Here is a 21,183-nt window from a genome sequence, read left to right as displayed (position 1 = left end):
GCAAAAGCGCGGCGCGGGGGCGCACGCCGGCGCCGGCGTGTCAGCCGATGAAGGAGTCGAATTGCAGGTCGAATTCCTGCAGCGCTTTTTGCGCGTTCTGCATCTTCTTGCGGAATTCCGGGCCGCGTTGCAGCGCCAGTCCCACCGCCAGCACGTCGATCACCACCAGGTAGGCCAGGCGTGCCGAAATGGGCGTGTAGGGATCGGTGTTGAAGATCAGGTCGATCGGGATCAGTACCGTCGCTTCCTCGGCCAGAGGGGTGCCCGATGGCGCCATCACGATCACGTCCGCGCCGCCGCGGCGCGCCAGCTTGGCCGAGCGCACCAGCGGCGGGCTGTTGCCGCGCTGGGAAATGGCCACCACCGCGTCGCCGGCGCGCAGCAGGGCGGCGGCGATGCTGTGGATGGCCGGGTCGGCATAGGCCACCGTCGGCACGCCGGAGCGGAAGAACTTGTGCTGCGCGTCGGCCGCCACGATGCCGGACGTGCCTTGGCCGTAGAACTCGATCTTGTTGGCCTTGGACAGGATGTCGAGCGCCTTCTGGATCGCTTCCGGGTCCAGGTTGTTGCGCAGGTCGAGCAGGGTGTTGATGGAGCGGCTGCAGATCTTGTTGACCAGGTCGGCCGCCAGGTCGTCCTGCGCCGGCTGTTCATTCAGGCCGGGCAGGGCCAGGGCCAGGCCCTGGGCCAGCTTGAGCTTGAACTCATGCCAGCCGTCGTAGCCCAGCGTGCGGCAGAAGCGCACCACGGTCGGCTCGGACACCTGGGCGCTCTTGGCCAGCGCCGTGATGTTCTGGTTGACCGTCTGCGCCGGCTGGTCCAGCACGGCCAGCGCGACCTTGCGCTCGGACTTGGAGAGCGAGTCGAGCTGGGTGCGGATGGAATCGAGCAGCATTGGTTTAGTTTTCTGGAAGCGGTGAAGCAGGGGTTTCGCGGAGCATGCTCCGCGCCTGCGTAACGGCCTGGCCATGCATGGCCAGGCTCCTTGCCCTGCCAATTTTAGTCCTCGGGCAGGGCTTCTTCGCGCCACTGCAGGCCGTCGCGGCCGATCAGGGCGGAGGCGGCGGCCGGGCCCCAGGTGCCGGCGGCGTATGGTATCGGCATGGTGTCGTCCTGCTCCCAGTTGTCGAGGATAGGCTCGACCCATTCCCACGCCGCTTCCAGCTCGTCGCCGCGCATGAACAGGGTCAGCTGGCCGCGCAGCACGTCCAGCAGCAGGCGCTCGTAGGCGTCCATGCGGGGCGATTTGAACGACTCGCGGAAGTCCAGTTCCAGCTCGGCCGGCTTCAAACGCATGCCATCGCCGGGCGTCTTGGCCATCAGGTTCATGCGCAGGCCTTCGTCCGGCTGCAGGCGGATCACCAGCGAATTGGGCTGGAAGCTCGACGTGGGCTGGTGGAAGATCGAATGGGGGATGTGCTTGAAGCGCACCACGATCTCGGCCAGGCTGTCGGCCATGCGCTTGCCGGTGCGCAGGTAGAACGGCACGCCGGCCCAGCGCCAGGTGTCGATTTCCGCCTTCATGGCGACGAAGGTTTCGGTGCGCGACTGCTCCGGCGCATCCGGTTCGTCCCGGTAGCTCGGCACGGCCTTGCCGTCCACGTGGCCGGCGCGGTACTGGCCGCGCACGATGTTCTGCGCCAGCGTGGTCGGGGTGAATTTCTTCAGCGAGCGCAGCACCTGCAGCTTGGCGTCGCGCACGGCGTCCGGCGCGATCGAGGTGGGCGGTTCCATGGCCACGATACACAGCAGCTGCAGCAGGTGGTTCTGCAGCATGTCGCGCAGCGCGCCCGAGGTGTCGTAGTAGCCCATGCGGTTGCCCACGCCCAGCTTCTCGGCGATGGTGATCTGCACGTCCGAAATCCATTCGCGGCGCCACAGCGGCTCGAACAGGATGTTACCGAAGCGCAGGGCCAGCAGGTTCTGCACCGTCTCCTTGCCCAGGTAGTGGTCGATACGGTAGATCTGCGATTCGGCGAACACCTTGCCCACTTCGGCGTTGATCTGCTTGGCCGAGGCCAGGTCGCGGCCCAGCGGCTTTTCCAGCACCACGCGCGAGTTGGCCGTGACCAGGTCGTTGGCGGCCAGGTTGTCGCAGATCTGCGAGAACAGGTGCGGCGGCGTGGCCAGGTAGTAGACGCGGGTCAGGGCCGGGTCGGTGCGCAGCGCGCTGACCAGCGGGCCGTAGCTTTCCACTTCCGTGGCGCTGAGCGAGACGTAGACGATGCGCGCCGTGAAGCGGGCCCACGCCTCGGCCGTGACGGCCGGCGATTTGATGTGCGGACGGGAGGTGGTTTCCACCGTACGCAGGAATTCGTCCTGGCCGCAGTCCTGGCGGCCTACGCAGATGATGCGCGCGGTTGGCGGCAAGTCCTTGGCGACGTCGCGCGCGTACATCGCGGGCAGCAGTTTGCGCATTGCCAGATCGCCGCTGCCGCCAAACAGAACCAGGTCAAAATCGGTAAGAGCCATAATATGTGTGTGATCGCAAAAGTGTAGGTGCCGGAATGGTGCTGCCTCTATGTAAATTTACTACATGAAAAGCACCAATGCAAGAAAATTTACTACAAATTGGGCGGCGCGTTGCGGCGCCGCCTGTACAGTCTATTCGATGTAGGCCGGTTCGACCCGGCCTGCCACGTCCACCCGCACCGCCAGCAGGCGGCCCGTGTGGGGATACTGCTCCGCCTCGCCGGCGGGACGCTTGTAGCTGGCGCTGGTGATGTACAGCGTGCGCAGGTCGGCGCCGCCGAACGCCACCATCGTGGGGCAGCGGGCGGGCAGGGGAATTTCGTCGAGGATGATGCCGTCCGGGGACAGCTTGAGCACGCGGGCGCCTTCGAACATGGCGCACCAGTAGTTGCCCTCGCAGTCGACGGCGGCGCCGTCGGGACGGCCGCCGTAGTTGTGGCTCTTGTCGGTCGAAAACTGCATCAGCGTGCGCGGCTCGGACACGCTGCCGCTGGCCAGGTCGTAGGCGTAGCGGGTGATGCGGTGGGCCGTCGTGTCGCTGTGGTACAGGGTGTGCTGGTCGGGGCTGAAACCGAGGCCGTTGGACACCGTCATGCCGCCCGACCAGACCTTGCGGACCTGGCCCCGCTCCAGCACGTACATCTCGGCCGCCTGGCGGTCGCGCGGCTCGTAGATGGTGCCGACCCAGAAGCGGCCCGCCGCGTCGGCGCGGCCGTCGTTGAAGCGGGTGGTGGCCGTGTCGTACGGCGCGGGGGCGATGTCGGTCAGCTCGCCGCTGTCCGTGTTCAAATGCACGAAGCCGCGGCGCAGGGCGACGATCAGGCCACCGTTTTCATTGCGCGCCAGCGCGGAAGGCTCGCTCGCCATCGGCCACTTGCGGTGCGCGCCGGTGGCCGGCACCAGCCGGTGGATGGCGAAGCCTTCGATGTCGACCCAGTACAGGGCCTGTTCTTCCGGATGCCACAGCGGGCATTCGCCCACCTGCATGACGGCGTCGAAGGCGGGAGTGATGTGGTATCTATTTGCAGCGTCGCTCATGGTGTGGTTTCGCTTTACAGGTGCTGCGCGGCCTTGGCCATGACGATCAGGCCATTGGTCGAGCTGTCGTGGCGCTCGGGCGCGACCTCGCCCGTCAGTTCCGCGTGGATGTTCTTGGCCAGTACCTTGCCCAGTTCCACACCCCACTGGTCGAAGCTGTTGACGTCCCACAGCACGCCCTGCACGAAGGTCTTGTGCTCGTACAGCGCGATCAGGGCGCCCAGCAGCGGCGGCGTGAGCTGGTCCATGAGGATGGTGTTGCTGGGGCGGTTGCCGGGGAAGGTCTTGTGCGGCACCAGTGCTTCGATCTGCGCCTCGTCCAGTTTTTGCTGGCGCAGGTCGGCGCGCACTTCATCGCCCGTCTTGCCGGTCATGAAGGCTTCCGACTGGGCGAAGCAGTTCGCCAGCAGCGAGTCGTGGTGGCCCGCCAGGTCATGGGTGGGGCGCAGCGCGGCGATGAAGTCGATCGGCGTCACGTCCGTGCCCTGGTGCAGCAGCTGGAAGTAGGCGTGTTGCGCGTTGGTGCCGCACTCGCCCCACACCACGGGGCAGGTCGGCACGCCGACGTCGGCGCCGTTGCGCGTGACGCGCTTGCCGTTGCTCTCCATGTCGAGCTGCTGCAGGTAGGCCGGGAAGCGGCTCAGGTCCTGGTGGTAGGGCGCGATCGACAGCGAGGCGCAATCGAGGAACTGGCGGTTCCAGAAGCCCACCAACGCCAGCAGCACCGGCATGTTCTCGGCCAGTGGCGCGGTGCGGAAATGTTCGTCCAGCGCGTGGGCGCCGGCCAGGAAGTCGCTGAAGTAGCCAAAGCCCACCGACAGCGCCACGGCCAGGCCGATCGACGACCACACGGAATAGCGGCCGCCCACCCAGTCCCAGAACGGGAACATATTGGCCGGGTCGATGCCGAAGGCCTTGATCGCCTCCTTGTTGGTGGACACGGCCACGAAATGGCGCGCCAGGTCGTCCTCCGTGGCGCTTTGCAGGAACCAGCTGCGCGCCGTCTGCGCGTTGAGCATGGTCTCGGCCGTGACGAAGGTCTTGGAGGCGACGATGAACAGCGTCGTCTCGGGATCGACCTGGCCCAGCACGGCGTCCATGTCGTGGCCGTCCACGTTGGAGACGAAGTGCATCTGCAGGCGTGGGTGCGAGTATGAGCGCAGCGCCAGGCACACCATTTTCGGGCCCAGGTCCGAGCCGCCGATACCGATGTTGACCACGTCCGTGATGGGCTTGCCCGTGTAGCCGACCCAGGCGCCGCTGCGCACGCGGTCCGTGAAGTCCTTGATGCGGTCCAGGACGGCGTGCACGTCATGGCCCACGTCCTGGCCGTCGACCACCAGCGTCTTGCCGCGCGGCATACGCAAGGCCGTGTGCAGTACGGCACGTTGTTCGGTAAGATTGATTTTCTCGCCCGCGAACATGGCATCGCGCTGGCGCTCCACGCCGCGCTCGCGCGCCAGCGCCAGCAGCAGCGCCACGGTGGTGGCGTCCAGGCGGTTCTTGGAATAATCCAGGAACAGGCCGGCCGCGTCCACGGTCAGCTTGGGAAAACGCTGCGGGTCTTGCGCGAACAGCTCGCGCAATTGCCACTGGCGGGCCGTGGCGGCATGGGATTCGAGGGCCTGGAAGCTGGCGGTGGCGGTGAGGGCGGGCTGGCGCATAATTGGTCGGCGGCGTAGTCTGGCTGGGTTGGAAAGAGCGTCCCGCAGCGGCGCGCTGCGGTGCGGATGTCTAATAATACATGAAAAACAGGTAAATTCACTACAATTTCGTGCGCCGCCATACGCAGTACCGGTTTCCTCGATCCACGCCCCCTGTCGGATCGGGTGGTTTTTGCACGGTTATGGCAAAAAAGATGCAATAAAAGATCGGATGACGTAAATTTTTGTAGTAAAATTTCACCGAATTCATTCATAAGGAACGATCATGGCGGTGCATCCTGTACTTGAAACCGTAACGGCGCGGATTATCGCGCGCAGCAAACCTTCGCGCGGCGCCTACCTGGCCCACCTGGAGGCGGCCCGCGTCAAGGGCGTGCAGCGCGGCGCGCTGTCGTGTACCAACCTGGCGCACGGCTTTGCCGCCTTCCCGGCCAATGACAAGCTGGTGCTGAAGGAAGTGAAGAAGCCTTCCGTGGCCATCGTCTCGGCCTACAACGACATGCTGTCGGCGCACCAGCCGTTCGAGAGCTTCCCCCGCATCATCAAGGATGCCGTGCGCGAAGTGGGCGCCGTGGCGCAGTTCGCCGGCGGCGTGCCGGCCATGTGCGACGGCGTGACCCAGGGCCAGCCCGGCATGGAGCTGTCGCTGTTCTCGCGCGACGCCATCGCCATGGGCACGGCCGTGGCGCTGTCCCACAATATGTTCGACTCGGCCGTCTACCTGGGCGTGTGCGACAAGATCGTGCCGGGCCTGCTGATCGGCGCGCTGCACTTCGGCCACCTGCCGGCCGTGTTCGTGCCGGCCGGCCCCATGACGAGCGGGCTGTCCAACTCCGACAAGGCCAAGGTGCGCCAGCTGTACGCGCAAGGCAAGGCCACCCGCGAGGAGCTGCTGGAAGGCGAGGCCAAGTCCTACCACGGCGCCGGCACCTGCACCTTCTACGGCACCGCCAACAGCAACCAGATGCTGATGGAAGTGATGGGCCTGCACCTGCCGGGCGCCGCCTTCATCAGCCCCAACACCCCGCTGCGCGACGCGCTGACGGCGGCCGCCGGCAAGCGCGCGGCCCAGATCACGGCGCAGAGCGAGCAGTATCTGCCGGTGGGCCACATCGTCGACGAGAAATGCATCGTCAACGCCATCGTCGGCCTGCTGACCACGGGCGGCTCGACCAACCACACGCTGCACCTGGTGGCCATCGCCAAGGCGGCCGGCATCGTGATCGACTGGGACGACTTCAACGAGCTGTCGGCCGTGGTGCCGCTGCTGACGCGCATCTACCCGAACGGCGAAGCGGACGTGAACCACTTCCACGCCGCCGGCGGCACCGGTTTCGTGATCCGCGAACTGCTGGACGCGGGCCTGCTGCACGACGACGTCACCACCATCCTGGGCAAGGGCCTGCGCGCCCACTGCGGCGAACCGTTCCTGTCGGAAGACGGCAAGGGCGTGGTCTGGCAGGCGGCGCCGCTGGAGTCGGGCGACGAGGCCGTGCTGCGCAAGGCCAGCGCGCCATTCTCGGCCGACGGCGGCATGGTGCTGGTCAAGGGCAACCTGGGCCGCGCCGTGATGAAGGTATCGGCCGTCAAGCCGCAGCACCGCACGGTCGAAGCGCCGGCGCTGGTGTTCAATTCGCAGGAAGAATTCATGGCCGCCTACAAGGCCGGCACGCTCGATCGCGACTTCGTGGCCGTGCTGCGCTTCCAGGGCCCGCGTGCCAACGGCATGCCGGAACTGCACGCGCTGACCCCGGCGCTGGCCAACCTGCAGGATGCCGGCCGCCGCGTGGCGCTGGTGACGGACGGCCGCATGTCGGGCGCCTCGGGCAAGGTGCCGGCGGCGATCCACGTGTCGCCGGAAATCCTGGCCGGCGGTCCGCTGGGCCTGGTGCGCGACGGCGACATGATCCGCCTGGACGCGGCCACCGGCGCGCTCGAAGCGCTGGTGCCGTCGGACGTGTGGTGCGCGCGCGCGCTGGCCACGGCCGACCTGTCGCCCAACAACGTGGGCATGGGGCGCGAGCTGTTCGCCATGTTCCGCGCCAGCGTGAGCGCGGCGGAGCAGGGCGCCACCACGTTCCCGCTGCCGTCCCCGATTCCGACCACGGTCGGCCTGCATGACGCCGACCCGGTAGGCAATACCGTGCCCGGTTCCGATGAAGATTTCTCGATGAAGAAAGAAGCCTAAGCCATGACCATGACTCTGCTCGACATTATGCGTACTTCGGCCGTGATCCCCGTGATTGCGATCGACGATCCTGACCATGCCGTACCGCTGGCGCGCGCGCTGGTGGCCGGCGGCATCCGCGTGCTGGAAGTGACGCTGCGCACCAAGCATGGCCTGGCCGCGATCCGCGCCATGTCGGCCGTGGAAGGTGCCATCGTCGGCGTCGGCACGCTGACCCAGCCCGAGGAATTCGCCGCCGCGCGCGACGCGGGCGCCGTGTTCGGCGTCTCGCCCGGCCTGACGCCGGCCCTGATCGCCGCCGCCAAGAGCAGCGGCCTGCCGCTGCTGCCGGGCGTGATGACGCCGTCGGAAGTGATGGCCGCGCGCGAGCATGGCTTCCAGCAGCTCAAGCTGTTCCCGGCCGTGCCGGCCGGCGGCGTGGGCATGCTGAGCGCCATCGGCGGTCCGCTGCCGGACGTGACGTTCTGCCCCACGGGCGGCATTTCGCAGGAAACGGCGTCGCAGTTCCTGGCGCTGAAAAACGTGGCCTGCGTGGGCGGCTCCTGGCTCACGCCGAAAGACGCCATCGCCGCCGGCAACTGGGACCGCATCACGGACCTGGCCAAGGCTGCCAGCAGCCTGCGTTAAGCAGTAACGCCGCCACGCTGCGGCGGCATCGCCGCGGCGCTGGCCGTGCAGCGGCGGCCATACAGCGGCGATGCGCGCGGCATACCGTCGTGCCGCCGCCCTTCCCTCAGGCGGGTTGCGGCAACTGGCGCACCAGTTCGTCCATCAGGCCGGCGAAGGCCCTGGCGGCCGCGCTCTGGTAACTTTCCTTGCGCCATAACAGCGCCACCGTGCGCTGGGGCAGGGCCGGTGTCAGCGCGACACTGCGCAAGGCAGGATGGTCGCGTGTGATGGCGTCCGGCAGGATGGTGGCCATGCTGCCACGGCGCACGATCTCCACCAGCGCATTGATGGTGTTCGCTTCGACCACGATAGACGGGCGTATCCCCTGCGCCTGCAAGTACCCATCCACAAAATCGCGTGTAGCAAAGCCGGGCGCCAGCAGCGCCAGCGGCTCGCGTTCCAGTTCGGCGCAGGTCATGGCCTGCTTGCGGCGCGCCAGCGGATGGCCGCTGCCCACCATCACACTGAGCTTTTCCGAAAACAGTTCCTGGCAGCTGACGTCGTCCGCATCGAGCGGGCTGAAGGCGATGCCCAGGTCGACCACATCGTCCGCCAGCGCGGCGCCGATCGCGTCCAGCGCCATCTCGTGGATGTGCACCGTGAGCGCCGGATAGCGCGCGCGGAACAGGGCGATGGCGGGACCGACCAGGTAGGCGGTGAAGGTGGGCGTCATGGCCAGCCGCAGGCTGCCGCGCGACAGGTCGTGCACGTCGTGCACGGCGCGCTCGGCGGCGGCCAGGTCGGTCAGCGCGCGGCGGGCATGGGCCAGGTAGGCCAGGCCGGCGTCGGTGGGGCGCACGGCGCGGCCGGAACGGTCCAGTAGCTGCGCGCCCAGGCGATCTTCCAGCTGGCGGATCTGCTGCGACAAGGTCGGTTGCGATACGTGCAGGGCCTGCGCGGCGCGGGTGAAGTTGCCGTGGTCGACCACGGCGATCAGGTACTGGATATGGCGTAGCAGCATGGCGCGATAACTATAGGATTTACTTATAGACTCGATTGTATATCGGTCTTGGACACTATAGTTCATCCACTGCATCATGGCATCACTACCCGCAACCCACCAGGAGAATGCCATGCAGTCCATCGTTGAAGGAGCACTCAAGTTCCAGCGGCACGCCTTTCCCCGGCTGTCGGCCCTGTTCAAGCAGCTTGCCACCACGCAGAACCCGAGCGCCTTGTTCATCACCTGTTCCGACAGCCGCGTGGTGCCGGAACTGCTGACCCAGCAGAATCCGGGCGATATCTTCGTGATCCGCAATGCCGGCAATATCGTGCCGTCCTACAGTTCCGAGCCGGGCGGGGTAACCGCTACCGTCGAATATGCGGTGGCCGTGCTGGGCGTGACCGACATCGTCGTCTGCGGCCACTCCGACTGCGGCGCGATGACGGCCATCTCCAGCTGCAAATGCCTGGACCACCTGCCGGCCGTGGCCAGCTGGCTGCGCCACGCCGATTCGGCCAAGGTGGTCAACGCGGCCCGCCAGCATGCGTCGGACGCGGCCCGCCTGACGTCGATGGTGCGCGAGAACGTCATTGCCCAGCTGATGAACCTCAAGACCCACCCCTCCGTCGCGCTGGCGCTGGAACAGGGGCGCCTCAACCTGCATGGCTGGGTGTACGACATCGAGACCGGCACCATCATCGCCCTCGACGGCGCCAGCCACCGCTTTGTTTCACTGGCCGATTTCCCGCAAACCCTCGCCACGCCAGGCCAGCGTGGCGCCATGGTCGCCTGACCTCTTACTTCACTTCACTCAAGGAGTCATCATGCAACAATCCCACGTCTACCAGGATGCCCGTATCGCCCTGACCGAACGCGCCCTGACCGCCAAAGCCATGGCCGACCTGTCCTGGGCCGAGCTGGCCCAGGACACTGGCCTGAGCGTGCCGTATGTGACGGCCGCCATCCTGGGCCAGCACGCCTTGCCGCGCGCGGCGGCCGACCTGGTGTGCCTGCGCCTGGCGCTCGGCAGCGCGGACGCCGCGACGCTGACGGCCATTCCGCTGCGCGGCAGCATCGCCGGCGGCACCCCTACCGATCCCACCATCTACCGGTTCTACGAGATGATCCAGATCTACGGCACCACCCTCAAGGCCCTGGTGCACGAGCAGTTCGGCGACGGCATCATCAGCGCCATCAACTTCAAGCTGGACATAAAGAAGGTGGCCGATCCCGAGGGTGGCGAACGGGCCGTCATCACGCTGGACGGCAAGTTCCTGCCGAATAAGCCGTACTGACGCAGATGCCGCCGGTTTGGGACTGCACTCCTACTATCAATATGGGGGCTCTCCCAAGCCGGCTATGTCAGGAGGTGTAGCAGGCATTAAATTCGGTGCAATGCGGACGATCGGGAAAGCTTGCGGGGGTATAGGTGGGTGACGTTCCCGATTTACCCTAGGGTCTAATTCGGTCCAGTTCGAGCCGGTTGCGGCTAATTCAGCCTGAAATTTCCAAGCGCCAGTCCAAAACTGTCCATGAAATCTGGGCCCCGAGTCTAATCTGGTCGCTTCTTTTGCCGTGAAAGTCTAAAGCGAACCAGCTTTCGATTCCACTGTCCAATTTGTAGACTCATTGCGGTCTCAAAAACCAACTGCAATATGGAGGTGGTTTCCGATCTCCAATGGGCGGATGTGAATGCTCCGCACGTCCTTGATTTGACCGCGCCGAACCCGGCCCCGAGTCAATGTGATTTGAACGCAGCCCATAGCGAGGCGATGACGATCATCGTACCGCCGACCCAGCCGACCCAACTGAGCGACTCGTTCAGCCAATATACTGCAAACAGCGCACCGAATACTGGCTCCGAGCCCATCAGCAGCGATACCCGCGTCGGCGATGTGCGGCGCAAGGCGTAGCCAAACCTGGATTTCCATCCTGGTGTTCGGCGCGGCCGGATGTTGAAGGGGAGCGCAATCGCGATTCGAGGCGGGAACCTTGGGGGCCATACAACCCCGAAAAAACCAGCTTCGATAGTCTACGCAGGCTAAAAGTTGCCGTTGGCTTTCCAAGTCGGTCTAAGCCGAGATGGCGAAAAGTCTAATACGGTCCCGGGGTTGCTTTGTGGAGTCGATTGCAGTCTACAGAATTTGGCGTGCCGGAAATTCTGGACGCCATTAGCCGGCATTCGCATAGTTTCGACCGAATTAGACAGCGGGGGCAAAAACGAAGGCCGGTACCTCAGGCCCCGTGCTGTCTCCCGCTCATCGGGGAAGAACGTAGATTTGGCGGCATGACATGCCGGAGAGGTTTTCCCATGGCGGCGCACCTGCCATGGGCGGTGCGCCGTTGCAGTGCGGCTGATGGTCCAGGGCCTTTAGCCGGCGTCCTGTTCCTGCAGACCGAAGCGCTGCGTCATCATCTCCAGGTAGCCTTGCTCACCCAGTTGCGCGCGGGCGGCCAGCAGGGCTTCGGCGTCGGCGCCTGCCACGTAGCCCACTTGCGCGCCGTCGTCCGTGACGGCGCGCAGCACCGTCTGCGCAATCTGCTCCGGCGTGGAGTAGTTGGCCACGCGCTGGCCGAATGCCTGTATCACCTTGCCGACGGCGTCGGCGTAGGGGTGATCGTTACCCTCGAAGGTGGTGCTGAGCGAGCGGCCCATGAAGTCGGTGCTCACCCCGCCCGGCGCCACGTAGCGGGCACGGATATGGAACGGCGCCAGCTCGTAGTTCAGCCCTTCCGTAAAGCCCACCACGGCAAACTTGGTGGCATGGTAGATGGCGTTGAACGGCATCGTCACCAGCCCGCCGACCGAGGCGACGTTGACGATGGTGCCGCTGCGCTGGGCGCGCATCAGGGGCAGGGCGGCGCGGGTCACGTCCATCACGCCGGTCAGGTTGGTGGCCAGCTGGCGCTCGATCAGCGCGCTGTCGGCCGTCTCGAACGGCCCGAAGGCGCCGAAGCCGGCGTTGTTGACGACGGCATCCAGCCGGCCATGGCGGCTTGCGATGGCGGCGAAGGCGGCGGCGATCGACGCGCGGTCGGTCACGTCGAGCGCCTGCAGGTCGATGTTGGGCTGGCCGGCCAGGTCGCCGGCCTGGGCCGGGTCGCGCATGGTGGCCACCACTTGCCAGCCCTGGGCCGCGAACAGCCGGGCGCTGGCGCGGCCGATGCCGCTGGAACAACCGGTGATGAGGATGACTTTTTTCATGATTTTTAGCGAATATTTATTCGGTTAAAGGTTAAAAAAAACGCGATCAAGCCTTGATCGCATCCCAGCACAGCGTGAATGCGGTACTGCGCGTGGTCTCGTCGTCCGGCAGGGCGCCGGCGCGGATCTGGTTGGCCGTCTCCTTGACCGAGCCGGTGATGCTGGCGATCAGGAACGGGGCGGGGACGGCCTTGAGCACCTCGCTGCGCTGGCCCAGCGCCAGGAAATCAATATAGAACTGGCCGAAACGGGCGCTCAGCTCCCGGTTGGCGGGGCTGGCCATCTGCGACACATGGTACTGTTCCTGGAATTGCAATTCCGCGTACCGCTCCAGGCGGTGCTGCAGCATGTTGTGCCAGATGCCGCGCACCCTGGCCTTGAATGGGGCGCCCGCATCGTCGTGCTCCAGCCAGCGCTGGAAGGTCAGCTGCTTGGCGTTGTGGTACAGCGTGTCGAGCAGGGTTTCCCGGGAATCGTAATAGACGTAGAGCGTGCTGGTGGCCACGCCGGCACGGCGGGCGATGTCGGCCAGGGTCAGCCCGGCCAGTCCCCGTTCGCCCACCAGGGTATAGGTGGCGGCGGCGATGGCGGCCAGTTTTTTCTCGTCTTTCGGTTTCATATGCGCAGTTTAAGCGAATATATATTCGTTTTCAAGCGCTATTTTGCCCGGCGGTGACTGGCGGGGCCAGTTCCGGCAAGTGGACATGCCCGCCAGTGATTCCCCATCAGTGCGCAAGGGCGGATCGCGCATGTCGATCTTCATCCACAGCGCTGAATTTTTGTTTGACGGCCACCCATGCCGGGAGTAAAACAGTACTTGCACACGTGAACTTTCTTCGCAGGGGAGCGGCGCCGTGAAAACCTTGCTGTTGGCACTACCCAAGAGAGAGCAGAGATGAAGCGTCGCCCGTTCCTGCAGCGTGGCCTGGCGTGCGTCATGGCGGCCGGCGCCTGGTTCTGGTGTGGCCAGGCCGCCGCAGCCACCAGGGAAATCGTGTATATCACTGCCAAGCTGGACTTGCCGTTCTGGGGCACGATGGGCAAGGGGGTGGAGTCGGTGGCGCTGGCCAACGGCTATACCTACCGCGTGATGGACAGCCAGCTTAATGCACAGACGCAATTGCAGCACGCGCGCGAGGCCATCGCCCGTGGCGTGGCCGGCATCGTCATTTCGCCGGTCGACAGCCAGAGCGCACCCGATACGCTGGAACTGGCACGCAAGGCGGGCGTGCCCGTGGTGATCGCCGATATCGGCACTAACAGCGGACAGTACGTCTCCTACATCAAGTCGGACAATTATCGTGGCGCCTACGAGGTGGGTACTGCGGTGGCGGCCGCGCTCAAGGAAAAGGGCTGGCAGCACGATCCTTACGCGCTGGTGACCATTTCGCTGGCGCGCAAGAACGGCCAGGACCGCTCCAACGGTTTTCGCGACGCGATGAAGGATGCGGGCATCACGCACGAAGGGGGACTGCGCCAGATGCAGAACTACTCGGCCGACGAGACCAGTGGTTTTGTCACAAGCCTGTTGGCGGCCACGCCCCGGCTACGCAGCATCTTCGTCGAAACTGACCAGCCCACGATGGGCGCGCTGCATGCCATCAAGGCCGCGAAAAAACAGAACGAGATGTTGATCGGTTCGTTCGACGCCATGCCGGAAGTGGCGGCGCTGCTCAAGGCCGGGCCGCTGGTGGCGTGCGGCATGCAGCAGCCTTACCTGATGGGGGTGAAATCGGCCGAGGCGCTGGTGGAGAGCCTGCACGGCAAGGTGCCGGCCAAGCAGATCATGGTGCCTATCCTGGTGGCCACCAGCAGGAACATCGATCATTTGATGCCCGTTGCGAACAAGACGGTGTTTGGCATCGACGCCAGATAGACAGAAACCACTGTGGCCATGCGCCTCCCGCACCTGAAGATAGGCCAGCGCCTGGCGTTCGGCTACGGCTTTGTGATCGTGCTGCTGATCGCGATGACGCTGGTGGGCATCGCCAGGCTGGGCGCGTTGAGCCGCACGACCGATGAGGCGCTGCGGGACACCTATCCGAACACGCTGCTGGTCAATGAAGTCATCGGTGAACTGGGCGCCATCGCGCGCGCCATGCGCAATACGCTCATCATGACAGAGCCGGACCAGGTCAGGACACAGCTGGCCGATATCGCGCGCGCCAAGCGGCGCGTGGCGGCGCTGATGAACCAGCTGAACGGGAATGTGCGCGACGCGCCGGGCAGGGACATCCTGCAGGAGATCGAGATCATCCGCTCGGCCTACACCTTCAACCAGGAGGAATTCATTGCACTGTTGGCCGACGGGCGCCAGGGCGAGGCCAAGAACCTGCTGCTGGTCGACCTGGACCCCTACCAGAGCGATTACTTTCGCGCGCTGGGCAAGCTGCGGCAGCATGAAAGCGCGCTGATGGAGCAGGCCAGGCGCGCGATCAGTTCGTCGTACCAGCGGGCCCGCGTCGTCCTGCTGGCGCTCAGCGGTTTCGCGGCGGCGCTCAGTGTCGCCATCACCTTCGGCATCACGCGCTCGCTGCTGCGGCAACTGGGTGGTGAGCCCGATTATGCGACGGCCATCGCGCGCCAGATCGCCGCCGACCAGATGGATATCGAGATCGCCATCGCGCCGCGCGACCGCGCCAGCCTGCTGTATGCGATGAAGGTCATGCGCGACCGCCTGGAGGAGCGCAGCTTCGCGCTGCAGGAGACCAACGCCGAACTGGAGCAGTCGCTCGAATCGCTGAAGATGACGCAGGATGACCTGGTGCGCAGCGAGAAGCTGGCCGCGCTGGGCGCACTGGTGGCGGGCGTGGCGCACGAACTGAATACCCCGATCGGCAATGGCCTGCTGGCGGCCAGCGCGCTGGCCGACCATGTGCGCCTGTTTGAGCACGAGACGGCCGCCGGCCTGCGCAAGTCGGCGCTCGACGCGCACCTGGCGGAGGTGCACCAGGCCGCCGAGATCATGCTGCGCAACCTGAACCGGGCGGTGGACCTGGTGGCCAGTTTCAAGCAGGTGGCGGTGGACCGGGCCAGTTCACAGGGACGCCAGTTCCTGCTCGACGAGGTGGTCACGGAAATCATGCTGACCTTGTGGCCATCGCTGAAGAACTGCGGAGTCGCCATCACGCATGAGATCCCGGCCGGCATCCGCATGCGCAGCTATCCGGGCGCGGTGGGGCAGGTGCTGACCAACCTGGTCAATAACGCCGTCGTCCACGGCTTTGACGGCATCCCCGGCGGTTGCGTGGCCGTGCGCGCCCGCCCGCGCGAAAGCGGCTGGGTCGAGCTGGAAGTGCGCGACGATGGCGCCGGCATCGCGCCGGAACACCTGGGGCGCATCTATGATCCGTTCTTTACGACCAAGCTGGGCAAGGGCGGTTCGGGCCTGGGGCTCAACATCGTCTACAACCTGGTGCATGGCGTGCTCGATGGCCGCATCGCCGTGCACAGCGAGGTGGGCAAGGGCACCGTGTTCACGGTGACGCTGCCGCTGGACGCGTTCCACAATTGACGGTGCACACAGGCCCGGCGGTAACGTTGCGTCAGGATGTATGCAGTTCTTCACGCAGTACCCTGCGCAGCGTCGCTTCCGTCACTGGCTGGTTGTCCGGTTTGCTCTGATCGAAGATGAACTGCCGCAGTGCGGCATTGATCATGGTCTGGTAGCCGCCACCTTGCGCCTCGGCATGTTTGCGGAAATATTCAAGTATTTCCTCGTCGAGCATGATGGTGATACGCGTCTTCCCTGTGGAGGACAAGACGGCGCCACGCTTGCCTTTGCTGAAATCAAATTCTTTATGCATGATATTGCTCCGCTTCGCCCCGACTGGCTTTGCGTGCGGATATAAGCCGCACTTTAGATATGCATATTTTATGCATATTTTCGGGGGCGAGGGCTAAGCCAGCGCCTGCGCCGCCACCCGGTTGCGGCCGTCGCGCTTGGCCTGGTACAGGGCGCGGTCGGCGGCGCTGATCAGGGCGCGGGCGTCGGCCGTGCTGTCGGCATGGCGGGTGGCGACGCCGAGGCTGACCGTGACCAGTTGGCCTTCGCCGTCCGGCAGGTGGGGGATGGCCAGCTCGATGGTGCGCAGCCGGATCGCCTCGGCCATCTGCCAGGCCTGCTCGGTATCCGTGTCGGGCAGGATGGCGGCGAACTCTTCGCCGCCATAGCGGGCCACCAGGTCGCACGGCCGCTTGAGCATGGCCGCCAGCGCGGCCGCCACCTGGATCAGGCACTGGTCGCCCTGCGGGTGGCCGTAGTGGTCGTTGTAGGCCTTGAAGTTGTCGATGTCTATCATCAGCAGCGACAGCGGCAGGCTGCCCCGCTTGGCGCGCCGGTGTTCCTTTTCGATCGCCATGTCGAAATGGCGGCGGTTGGCGATACCTGTCAGGCCGTCGGCGAAGGTCTGCGAGCGCAGCACCATGGCCTGTTCGCGCAGCAGCCTTTCCCGTCCCACGGCCAGGCTGACGTCGTTGATCTGGATCAGGCAGTGGCGTGGTGCGCCGGCCACGGCGATCGGGGTGATTTCCACTGCCTGCTGCACCCGCTCGCCGCGCGCGGCTGCCGCCGCGCTGGCATACAGGGGAAAGGGCGCCTTGTTCAGGCTGTGCGACAGCAGCGACGGGAAATTGAGGCGCAGGGCCTGGGTCACGGCCGCCTCCACCCGCTGTCCGCGCAGCTCGGGAAACACGTCCAGCAAGTCGCTGCCGGCCACGCTGTCGGCGCTGCGGCCCGCGCGGCGCGCCATCCAGTTGTTCCACAGCACGATGCGGCGCTCGCCGTCGAGCACGACGGCGCCCACGTTCAGTGCGCCCAGCACTTGCTGCAGCAGCATCAGGCGGTCGCCGTCGGCGCGCATGGCGTCAGGCCTGCCCCATCGCGCGGGCGATGTAGAGGTTGATCTGTTCCTTCAGGTCGTGCAGGGCGGAAATGTCGAGGATGAAGGCGACGTAGCCATGGATCTGGTGCTTTTCCAGCACGAAATCGATGTGCAGCATCAGCACCACGGTGTCGGCCACGCTGCCCGAGGCGGTGAGGATTTCATCGCTGGTACCCACGTGGTATTCGGGCAGCGAGCCGTGCAGCTCGCGCTGGAAGATGTTGGCCAGCGTGCCCACGCAAGCGTTGAGGATGATGTTGCCGATCTCGCACAGCGCTTCCTGCTCCATTTCCGTCAATTCCTTGAGCGGCACCGTCTCGCCCACCATCAGGCGCACGATTTCCAGGCTCTTGTCTTCCGGAAACATCAAGATCGCTTCCGTGTCGAACGCGCCCACGTAGTGCTGGCTGACGCCGCAGATGCGTTCGGCCGGCACGTCCTTGCTGCCCAGCAGGCGGGCCGCCGCCGTGCGCTGCATGAAGCGGATTGAGGGCACGGACATGCGCACTTCCTCGTTGACGATGGCGCTCATGGCGGCCGCCGCCTGGCCCACGCCGATGTTGAAAATTTCCACCAGGGCGTCGTTTTCCAGTTCGCTCAGGTTGAACATGGCTAGGCGTCCAGCACGGCAACGAGCTGGGCGATGCGGGCTTCGGTGATGGGTTTTTCCATGAAACCGACGCCGATCTGGGCCGCCTTGTCACGCGTGGCGCTTTGCACGTTGGCCGTCAGCAGCGAGATGGCCGTGGCGGGAAACAGGCGCCGCAGCTGTTCGGCCGCCGCCACCCCGCCCATGCCGGGCATGTTGACGTCCATCAAAATCAAGTCGGGCGCCAGCGTGGGCGCGCGGGCCAGCGCTTCCTCGCCGCTGGCCGCTTCCTCGACCACCCAGTGCGGGTGCAGGGCCGCGATGTACTGGCGCGCCATCATGCGTGACACGCGGCTGTCATCCACGACCAATATGGTTTTGCGATGATCCATGACGATTCCTGACATAGACTTAGCGTGCCCTATTCTCGCACAATCATGCCCGCCGCAGGCCAGGCACGATAGCGGCGTGTGCAAGTGTGCGACAACGGCGGCGCGCCGGGTTGTTCAAGCGCAATTTTTAGCGCAAAACGGGGGCGCGGGCCGACGATCCGTTAAAATAGCGCCATTTTCCTACCCACTTAGAAGCAATCATGACTCAAGACGAACTGAAACAGGCGGTCGCCCGCGCCGCCATCGACTACGTGGTCGACGGCGAAATCATCGGCGTCGGCACCGGCTCCACGGCCAATTTCTTCATCGACGAACTGGCCAAGATCAAGCACCGCGTCAAGGGCGCCGTGGCCTCGTCGGAAGCGACGGCCGCGCGCCTGGCCGGCCATGGCATCGCCGTGTACGACCTGAACGATGTGCCCGAGATTTCCGTCTACGTGGACGGCGCCGACGAGATCACGGCCAGCGGCGCCATGATCAAGGGCGGCGGCGCGGCCCTGACGCGCGAGAAGATCGTGGCCTCCGTGTCGCGCCAGTTCGTCTGCATCGCCGACGGCTCCAAGCTGGTCGAGGTGCTGGGCAAGTTCCCGCTGCCGGTGGAAGTGCTGCCGATGGCCCGCGCGGCCGTCACGCGCCGCCTGGCCGCGCTGGGCGGCGAGCCGCGCCTGCGCCTGAAGGCCGGCACCGACCAGGCTTTCATCACCGACAACGGCTGCGAAATCATCGACGTGGTGGGCCTGGCCATTGCCGACCCACTGACGCTGGAACAGCAGATCAACCAGATCGTGGGCGTGGTAGCCAATGGCCTGTTCGCCGCCCGCGGTGCCAACGTCTGCCTGCTCGGTACGCCGGAAGGCGTGCGCAAGCTGGTCTTCTAAGCGACCGTCCGCCGCCGCGCCGCACTTGGCCGCGCGGCGGCGCGCCTGCCGCCGCGGCCATGCCGGTCGCGGTGGCGTCGCCCGCCCGATCCCATTCCTTTGCCGAGACTGTCCATGAAGCCATCGTTCGCCGTGCTGTTGTCTTGCAGTTTGCTGTTGAATGCCTGTTCCTGGCTGCCCTCGCGCGCGCGTGACGAGCAGGCGGCGGCGGCCGCCCAGGCCGCGGCGCGCCAGCCGGCGCCGCGCACGGTGGCGGCCGACGGCACGCCGCTGGTGCGGGTCGCGGGAGTGGAAATCGAGAAGGTGCCGTTCCAGGCCGGCGTGTCGTCGGCCACGGTGGAACGCATGGCACACCAGCGCGATTGCGCCGGTGGCCTGGGGGCCGGCCTGGTGAGCGCACCGGGTCCGGTGGAAATCTATCGCATGGCTTGCGATAACGGCAAGGTTTTCATGGCCCGCTGCGAACTGCGCCAGTGCAAGGCCATGTAAGGCCATCCGGGCTGGCGCGGCCAGCCCTTCCGTAAGACAGCCGTCTTATTCGGTCGGCGGCACGTAGCCCTGGGCCGCGTCGGCGCCGTCGCCGAAGAAATGCTTTTCCATCTGCGTGGCCAGGTATTTGCGCGCGCGCTGGTCGGCCAGGTTCAGGCGGTTCTCGTTGACCAGCATGGTCTGGTGCTTGAGCCAGGCGGCCCACGCTTCTTTCGAGACGGATTCAAAAATCTTCTTGCCCAACTCGCCAGGATACGGCGGGAAATCCAGTCCTTCGGCTTCTTTGTTGAGTTTGATGCAATGCACGGTGCGGGCCATCTGTGTTGCTCCTAAAGCGGTAGGGAAAAGTGAGATTATAAAGACTTAATCAACACCTGGGATTTGCGTTGCCAGTTATACATGCGCTGGCGGTCCTTCGGCAGGGCGTCCACCGTGGCCGGCACGAAGCCGCGCTTCTGGAACCAGTGCGAAGTGCGGGTGGTCAGCACGAACAGCTTGGTGATGCCGATGGCGCGGGCGCGGTTTTCCATGTGCTTGAGGATACGCTCGCCGTCGCCCTGGGCCTGCACTTCGGGGTTGACGGTCAGGCATGCCATTTCCGCCATCTTCTGTTCCGGGAACGGGTACAGGGCGGCGCAGCCGAAGATCACGCCATCGTGCTCGATGACGGAGAAGTAGTCGATTTCCCGTTCGATCAGCTCGCGGCCGCGCTTGACCAGCGTGCCGTCCGCCTCCAGCGGTTCGATCAGCTTGATGATGCCGCCCACGTCCTCGATGGTGGCCTGGCGCAGGCTTTCCAGGTTCTCGTGGCTGATCATGGTGCCCACGCCGTCGTGGGTGAACAGTTCCAGCAGGGCCGAGCCGTCCATGGCGAACGGCACGATGTGCGACCGTTCCACGCCGTTCTGGCAGGCCTTGACGCAGTGCTTGAGGTAAAACGCCGTGGCGTCCGGCAGGAAGCCGGCCTGCAGCACGGCTTCGGCCTGGTGCGAGGACAGTTCGCGGATGTCCGTGCCGCCGGCGTCGGTCATCATCGGCGTTTCCGTGATGAAGATCAGCTTGTCGGCATGCAGGGCGATGGCGGCGCTGCACGCCACGTCTTCCATGGTCAGATTGAACGCTTCGCCGGTGGGCGAGAAGCCCAGCGGCGACAGCAGCACCAGGCCGTCCGAACCGAGGATGGAGTGGATGGTTTCGGCATCGACCTTGCGGGTGATGCCCGTCATTTCCAGGTCGACACCGTCGATCACGCCCAGCGGACGGGCCGTGATGAAGTTGCCGGAGATGATGCGGATGGCCGCATGCGCCATGGGCGTGTTGGCCAGGCCCTGGCTGAAGGCGGCCTCGATGTCCAGGCGCAGCTCGCCGGCCGCCTCCTTGGCGCATTCCATGGCGGCCGGGTCGGTGACGCGCACGCCGTTGTGGAAGCGGCCTTCCACATTGCGCAAGGCCAGTTGCTCGGCCACCTGGGGGCGCGAACCGTAGACGACGGTGACGTTGATATCGAGCGCGTGCAGCAGCGACAGGTCGTGCGCCAGTACCTGGAGGGCGCCGGCGGCCACCAGTTCACCAGGGAAGGCGACGACGAAGGTCTTGCCGCGGAAGGCGTGGATGTAGGGCGCGACGGAGCGCAGCCATTGGACGAATTGGGTAGGATTTTCCATTAGGCGCATTATAATTCGCTGCGCGACGTCCCGCGCCAAATACATGTAAAAAACAATGTCAGAAATTAGTAACAAAGCCAAGCAGCCCACCCCGCCCCCGCCCGCCCCC

General features: G+C 65.4%; 22 protein-coding genes. 8 read left to right on the top strand and 14 right to left on the bottom strand.

The genetic code is table 11. The features are described from left to right. Positions 1–40 precede the first annotated feature (40 nt). The 4 genes from AC3WOS_RS23505 to pgi form a co-directional block, all read right to left on the bottom strand. Complete coding sequence (locus AC3WOS_RS23505) at positions 41–895, bottom strand: SIS domain-containing protein (protein WP_492719063.1); 855 nt, start codon at positions 893–895, stop codon at positions 41–43. Between the two features lie 104 nt (positions 896–999). Then, complete coding sequence (gene zwf / locus AC3WOS_RS23500; RefSeq protein ID WP_492719061.1) at positions 1,000–2,472, bottom strand: glucose-6-phosphate dehydrogenase; 1,473 nt, start codon at positions 2,470–2,472, stop codon at positions 1,000–1,002. 132 nt (positions 2,473–2,604) lie between these two features. Next, entirely contained in the window at positions 2,605–3,510 is a 906-nt protein-coding gene (locus AC3WOS_RS23495) for an SMP-30/gluconolactonase/LRE family protein (RefSeq protein ID WP_492719059.1), read from the bottom strand. A 14-nt stretch (positions 3,511–3,524) separates the two neighbouring features. Continuing rightward, positions 3,525–5,174 carry a glucose-6-phosphate isomerase gene (gene pgi / locus AC3WOS_RS23490; protein WP_492719057.1) on the bottom strand — a complete coding sequence of 550 codons (1,650 nt, stop codon included), beginning with the start codon at positions 5,172–5,174 and terminating at the stop codon, positions 3,525–3,527. A 265-nt stretch (positions 5,175–5,439) separates the two neighbouring features. Here pgi and edd point away from each other — a divergent pair, with 265 nt between their 5' ends. Further along, on the top strand, positions 5,440–7,362 hold the full coding sequence (gene edd, locus AC3WOS_RS23485) for a phosphogluconate dehydratase (protein WP_492719055.1): 1,923 nt from the start codon (positions 5,440–5,442) through the stop codon (positions 7,360–7,362). Positions 7,363–7,365: 3 nt separating this feature from the next. After that, on the top strand, positions 7,366–7,989 hold the full coding sequence (gene eda, locus AC3WOS_RS23480) for a bifunctional 4-hydroxy-2-oxoglutarate aldolase/2-dehydro-3-deoxy-phosphogluconate aldolase (protein ID WP_492719053.1): 624 nt from the start codon (positions 7,366–7,368) through the stop codon (positions 7,987–7,989). 106 nt (positions 7,990–8,095) lie between these two features. Here the strand turns inward: eda and cynR are convergent, their stop codons facing one another. Beyond that, the gene (gene cynR, locus AC3WOS_RS23475; protein WP_492719051.1) at positions 8,096–8,992 is read right to left on the bottom strand and encodes a transcriptional regulator CynR; all 897 of its coding nucleotides are present in this window, start codon (positions 8,990–8,992) and stop codon (positions 8,096–8,098) included. A 112-nt stretch (positions 8,993–9,104) separates the two neighbouring features. Here cynR and AC3WOS_RS23470 point away from each other — a divergent pair, with 112 nt between their 5' ends. Both AC3WOS_RS23470 and cynS read left to right on the top strand, forming a co-directional pair. Then, complete coding sequence (locus AC3WOS_RS23470) at positions 9,105–9,767, top strand: carbonic anhydrase (RefSeq protein WP_492719049.1); 663 nt, start codon at positions 9,105–9,107, stop codon at positions 9,765–9,767. 31 nt (positions 9,768–9,798) lie between these two features. After that, the gene (cynS, locus tag AC3WOS_RS23465) at positions 9,799–10,269 is read left to right on the top strand and encodes a cyanase (RefSeq protein ID WP_492719047.1); all 471 of its coding nucleotides are present in this window, start codon (positions 9,799–9,801) and stop codon (positions 10,267–10,269) included. Between the two features lie 443 nt (positions 10,270–10,712). Here the strand turns inward: cynS and AC3WOS_RS23460 are convergent, their stop codons facing one another. The 3 genes from AC3WOS_RS23460 to AC3WOS_RS23450 all read right to left on the bottom strand — a co-directional run bounded on the left by AC3WOS_RS23460 (position 10,713) and on the right by AC3WOS_RS23450 (position 12,798). After that, entirely contained in the window at positions 10,713–10,844 is a 132-nt protein-coding gene (locus tag AC3WOS_RS23460) for a hypothetical protein (protein ID WP_492719104.1), read from the bottom strand. Between the two features lie 501 nt (positions 10,845–11,345). After that, positions 11,346–12,179 (bottom strand): SDR family oxidoreductase, encoded by an 834-nt coding sequence (locus AC3WOS_RS23455; RefSeq protein WP_492719045.1) that lies wholly within the window; start codon positions 12,177–12,179, stop codon positions 11,346–11,348. A gap of 46 nt (positions 12,180–12,225) precedes the next feature. Beyond that, on the bottom strand, positions 12,226–12,798 hold the full coding sequence (locus AC3WOS_RS23450; RefSeq protein ID WP_492719043.1) for a TetR/AcrR family transcriptional regulator: 573 nt from the start codon (positions 12,796–12,798) through the stop codon (positions 12,226–12,228). Between the two features lie 276 nt (positions 12,799–13,074). Between AC3WOS_RS23450 and AC3WOS_RS23445 the strand changes: the two genes are divergently transcribed. Next, positions 13,075–14,055 (top strand): substrate-binding domain-containing protein, encoded by a 981-nt coding sequence (locus tag AC3WOS_RS23445; RefSeq protein ID WP_492719041.1) that lies wholly within the window; start codon positions 13,075–13,077, stop codon positions 14,053–14,055. Positions 14,056–14,073: 18 nt separating this feature from the next. Continuing rightward, a complete protein-coding gene (locus AC3WOS_RS23440) occupies positions 14,074–15,693 on the top strand; it encodes an ATP-binding protein (RefSeq protein ID WP_492719102.1) in 1,620 nt (539 codons plus the stop codon). Positions 15,694–15,724: 31 nt separating this feature from the next. On the opposite strand, the gene AC3WOS_RS23435 is transcribed toward AC3WOS_RS23440, so the two are convergent. The 4 genes from AC3WOS_RS23435 to AC3WOS_RS23420 all read right to left on the bottom strand — a co-directional run bounded on the left by AC3WOS_RS23435 (position 15,725) and on the right by AC3WOS_RS23420 (position 18,043). Next, positions 15,725–15,985, bottom strand: a complete 261-nt coding sequence (locus tag AC3WOS_RS23435) for a BrnA antitoxin family protein (RefSeq protein WP_492719039.1) — start codon at positions 15,983–15,985, stop codon at positions 15,725–15,727. Positions 15,986–16,078: 93 nt separating this feature from the next. Next, positions 16,079–17,041 (bottom strand): GGDEF domain-containing protein, encoded by a 963-nt coding sequence (locus AC3WOS_RS23430; RefSeq protein WP_492719037.1) that lies wholly within the window; start codon positions 17,039–17,041, stop codon positions 16,079–16,081. A gap of 4 nt (positions 17,042–17,045) precedes the next feature. Further along, a complete protein-coding gene (locus AC3WOS_RS23425; RefSeq protein WP_492719035.1) occupies positions 17,046–17,672 on the bottom strand; it encodes a chemotaxis protein CheC in 627 nt (208 codons plus the stop codon). A 2-nt stretch (positions 17,673–17,674) separates the two neighbouring features. Then, complete coding sequence (locus tag AC3WOS_RS23420) at positions 17,675–18,043, bottom strand: response regulator transcription factor (RefSeq protein WP_492719033.1); 369 nt, start codon at positions 18,041–18,043, stop codon at positions 17,675–17,677. Between the two features lie 200 nt (positions 18,044–18,243). On the opposite strand from AC3WOS_RS23420, the gene rpiA reads away from it, so the two are divergent. Beyond that, complete coding sequence (gene rpiA, locus AC3WOS_RS23415; protein ID WP_492719031.1) at positions 18,244–18,921, top strand: ribose-5-phosphate isomerase RpiA; 678 nt, start codon at positions 18,244–18,246, stop codon at positions 18,919–18,921. Between the two features lie 114 nt (positions 18,922–19,035). Further along, positions 19,036–19,410, top strand: a complete 375-nt coding sequence (locus AC3WOS_RS23410; RefSeq protein ID WP_492719030.1) for a hypothetical protein — start codon at positions 19,036–19,038, stop codon at positions 19,408–19,410. A gap of 45 nt (positions 19,411–19,455) precedes the next feature. On the opposite strand, the gene AC3WOS_RS23405 is transcribed toward AC3WOS_RS23410, so the two are convergent. Further along, the gene (locus AC3WOS_RS23405) at positions 19,456–19,728 is read right to left on the bottom strand and encodes an oxidative damage protection protein (protein ID WP_492719028.1); all 273 of its coding nucleotides are present in this window, start codon (positions 19,726–19,728) and stop codon (positions 19,456–19,458) included. 35 nt (positions 19,729–19,763) lie between these two features. After that, the gene (argA, locus tag AC3WOS_RS23400; RefSeq protein WP_492719026.1) at positions 19,764–21,074 is read right to left on the bottom strand and encodes an amino-acid N-acetyltransferase; all 1,311 of its coding nucleotides are present in this window, start codon (positions 21,072–21,074) and stop codon (positions 19,764–19,766) included. Positions 21,075–21,183: the final 109 nt, after the last annotated feature.

The organism is Rugamonas sp. FW305-51, assembly GCF_058786935.1.
This window is presented reverse-complemented; position numbering and strand designations above follow the sequence as displayed.